Annotated in this window: 3 protein-coding genes; 2 read left to right on the top strand and 1 reads right to left on the bottom strand. The window is 76.0% G+C overall.

Going from position 1 to position 3,011, the window contains the following annotated elements:
• A partial coding sequence (locus ABEB16_RS18000; protein WP_345713593.1) for a hypothetical protein occupies positions 1 to 707 on the top strand: 707 nt, incomplete at its 5' end.
• 77 nt (positions 708 to 784) lie between these two features.
• Entirely contained in the window at positions 785 to 1,759 is a 975-nt protein-coding gene (galE, locus tag ABEB16_RS17995) for a UDP-glucose 4-epimerase GalE (RefSeq protein ID WP_345713592.1), read from the top strand.
• 18 nt (positions 1,760 to 1,777) lie between these two features.
• Here galE and ABEB16_RS17990 read toward each other — a convergent pair whose 3' ends face one another.
• Positions 1,778 to 2,695: an AEC family transporter gene (locus tag ABEB16_RS17990; protein ID WP_345713591.1), complete on the bottom strand. Its 918-nt coding sequence runs from the start codon at positions 2,693 to 2,695 to the stop codon at positions 1,778 to 1,780.
• Positions 2,696 to 3,011: the final 316 nt, after the last annotated feature.

The following is a 3,011-nucleotide window of genomic DNA, read 5'->3' as shown; positions in this document are numbered from 1 at the left end:
CGGCACCGGCGGGCGCGGCGCCCTCCCCGCTGCTGCGGACGCTGGCCGCGGCGGCCACCGGGGCGGGCGAGGAGCGGCTGTCGGTGGCGGCCCGCTCGGCCACCGTGCACTGGGTGGACGTCGAGCCGGGCGCCGGCGGGAGCGACGCCGTCAGCGTCGGCTTCCTGGCCGTGCAGCGCGCCGGCACCGCCCGGACCGCGGCCGGGTACGTCACGGACTACCGCTGCCCGGCCGGGCAGCTGCCCGCCGACGTGCCCGTGGCGCCGGACCCCGGTCCCGTCACGTGGGTCCTGACCCCCGACGAGGAGCAGCCGGCGGTCGACGAGCAGCCGCTGGAGGACCCCGGCTGCCAGGTGCTCGCCGAGCGCTGGCTGGAGTCCGCCGACGTCGTGCTCGGGGTGAACACCCTCAAGCGCACGGCCGTCCTGCGCGGCGACCTGCGCGTCAGGGACCTCGACGGTGCGGACCTGGGCACGCTGCCGGTGCGGCTGACCCTGGCCGGGGCCGGCCCGCTGGCGCGGTTCAGCGCGAGCTACACCTGGGACGACGGCACGACGTCGCTGGAGGCCTCCACCACCGGCCGCGGCGCGAGCACCACGACGGCGACCGGCTCGGTGGGCTCGACCCGCTTCCCCGGCTCCGGCCGGGACGCCGCGGTGGGTGACTTCTCCGTGGAGCGGACGACGCTGGTGCTGCGCTCCCGCTGACGTCCCGGGGCGGGCGGGTGGCCCCCGTCCGCCCCGTGCTGCGGGACCACCCGGCGGGGATCACTAGGGTCGGTGCCATGAGCGTGCTGGTCACCGGAGGAGCGGGCTACATCGGATCCCACGTCGTGCGGCTGCTGCAGCAGCGCGGCCAGGACGTGGTCGTCGTGGACGACCTGTCCAACTCGACGGCGGACCGCACCGGCGGGGCGCCGCTCGTGCAGCTGGACCTGGCGGTGGACGCCGCGCCGGAGCGGCTGGCGGCCGAGATGCGCGAGCGCGGCGTGACCTCGGTGGTCCACTTCGCGGCGCGCAAGCAGGTTGGGGAGTCGGTGGCCAGGCCGGCCTGGTACTGGAAGCAGAACGTCGGGGGCACGGCCAACCTGCTGCTGGCGATGGAGGAGGCCGGCGTCCGGGAGCTGGTGTTCTCCTCCTCGGCGGCCACCTACGGCGCGCCGGACGTGGAGCTCGTGCGCGAGGACGGCCCGGCCGAGCCGATCAACCCCTACGGGCAGACGAAGCTCGTGGGCGAGTGGATGACGCGGGCGGCGGGCCGGGCGTGGGGGCTGCGCGCGGCGAACCTGCGCTACTTCAACGTGGCGGGGGCCGGCTGGCCGGACCTGGGCGACGTGGCGGTGATGAACCTCGTCCCGATGGTGTTCGACCGCCTGGAGCGCGGTGAGGCGCCGGTGGTCTTCGGCGACGACTACCCCACCCCGGACGGCACGTGCGTGCGCGACTACGTCCACGTCCTGGACCTGGCGAAGGCGCACCTGGCGGCGCTGGACCACCTGGCCGCCGACGAGCGCCCGCACGACGTGTTCAACGTGGGCACCGGCCGGGGCGCCTCGGTGCTGGAGGTGGTGGAGGCGGTGGGCGCCGCGACGGGTGCGGCCGTGGAGCCGGTGGTGCGCGAGCGCCGCGCCGGCGACCCGCCCAGGCTGGTCGCGGACGTCGGCCGCATCCGCGGGACCCTGGGCTGGAGCGCCGAGGAGGACCTGACCTCCATCGTCACCTCGGCGTGGCAGGCCTGGCAGGCCGCCCGCGGGCGGTGACGGCGGGGCCGCCGCCCGTCAGGCCAGCAGGAGGGCGGCGGCCGCGATGACCGGGGCGCACAGCAGGGTGGACAGCAGCACGCTGTCGCGGGCCAGGGCCACGCCGCGGTCGTAGCGCACGGCGTAGGTGAAGACGTTCTGCGCGGTGGGCAGCGCGGCGACGACGGTCGCGGCGAACACCCCCGAGGGGGCCATCCCGACGGCGAAGCGCGCGGTGGCGTACGCGACGGCCGGCTGCAGCAGGACCTTCGCGGCGACGGCGAGGCGCACCTCGGCGCGCCGCCACGCGGGCCGGGCTCCGCCGGCCAGCGAGATGCCGAAGGCGAGCAGCGCACCGGGCACGGCGAGACCGGCGAGCAGGGACAGCGGCTGGGCGACGGCGGTGGGCAGGCGCGCGCCGGTCAGGGACAGCGCGATGCCGACGGCGCTGGCGGCCAGCAGCGGGTTGGCCAGCGGCCGCAGCAGGTGCCGCAGTCGCACCCGGCCGCCCGCGGCGGTGCCGACGTCGAGCAGCGCCAGGGCGGCGGGCCCGACGAGGACCATCTGCAGCAGCATGGCCGGCAGCACCGCGGTGGCGTCGCCGAGGACGTAGACGGCCACGGGCAGGCCGATGTTGGCGGCGTTGACGAAGGAGGAGCACAGCGCGCCGATGACCACCTCGCCCCGCCGCAGCCGCCAGCGCCAGCGGGCCGCGACGGCGAAGAGGACGAGGCAGGCGGCGACCGAGGCCGCGGTCGCGGCGAGCTGGCCGGAGAGCAGGGTGCGCACGTCGGCGCGGGCGAGGACGTCGACGAGCAGCGCGGGGCTGCCGACGAAGAAGACGAGGCGGGCGATGACGGGCTGGGCGCCCTCCCCCAGCACGCCCGTGCGGCCGAGGACCCAGCCGACGGCGATGAGGGTGGCCACGACGGCCCCGCCGGTGAGGACGCCGCTCACGACCGGCGATCGAGGGTGTGCGGAGTCACATCGGCCATGCTACGGGGCGGGAATCCGGTTTCTGGCATCCTGCGTGCGGATCTTCACGGTCGCGACACACCGAGCGCAGCGGATTCGTCACACCAGGTTACCGATCAACTACATTCGGGCCGGAACCGTGGAGGACTGGTGCTTGTCGGGAGGGAGAGCGATCTCCTACGTTTCGTCCCGACGTGGCGCCCGCTCAAGCCGGCGCGTCCTGACGCCGATGCAGGGACGGGCGCTCACCCGTGTGGGTGTCGCCCGTCGGAGCAGTCGGAGTCGTGGCAGACGGACG

The organism is Kineococcus glutinatus (assembly GCF_039542765.1).
Classification (GTDB): Bacteria; Actinomycetota; Actinomycetes; order Actinomycetales; family Kineococcaceae; genus Kineococcus_A; species Kineococcus_A glutinatus.
This window is presented reverse-complemented; position numbering and strand designations above follow the sequence as displayed.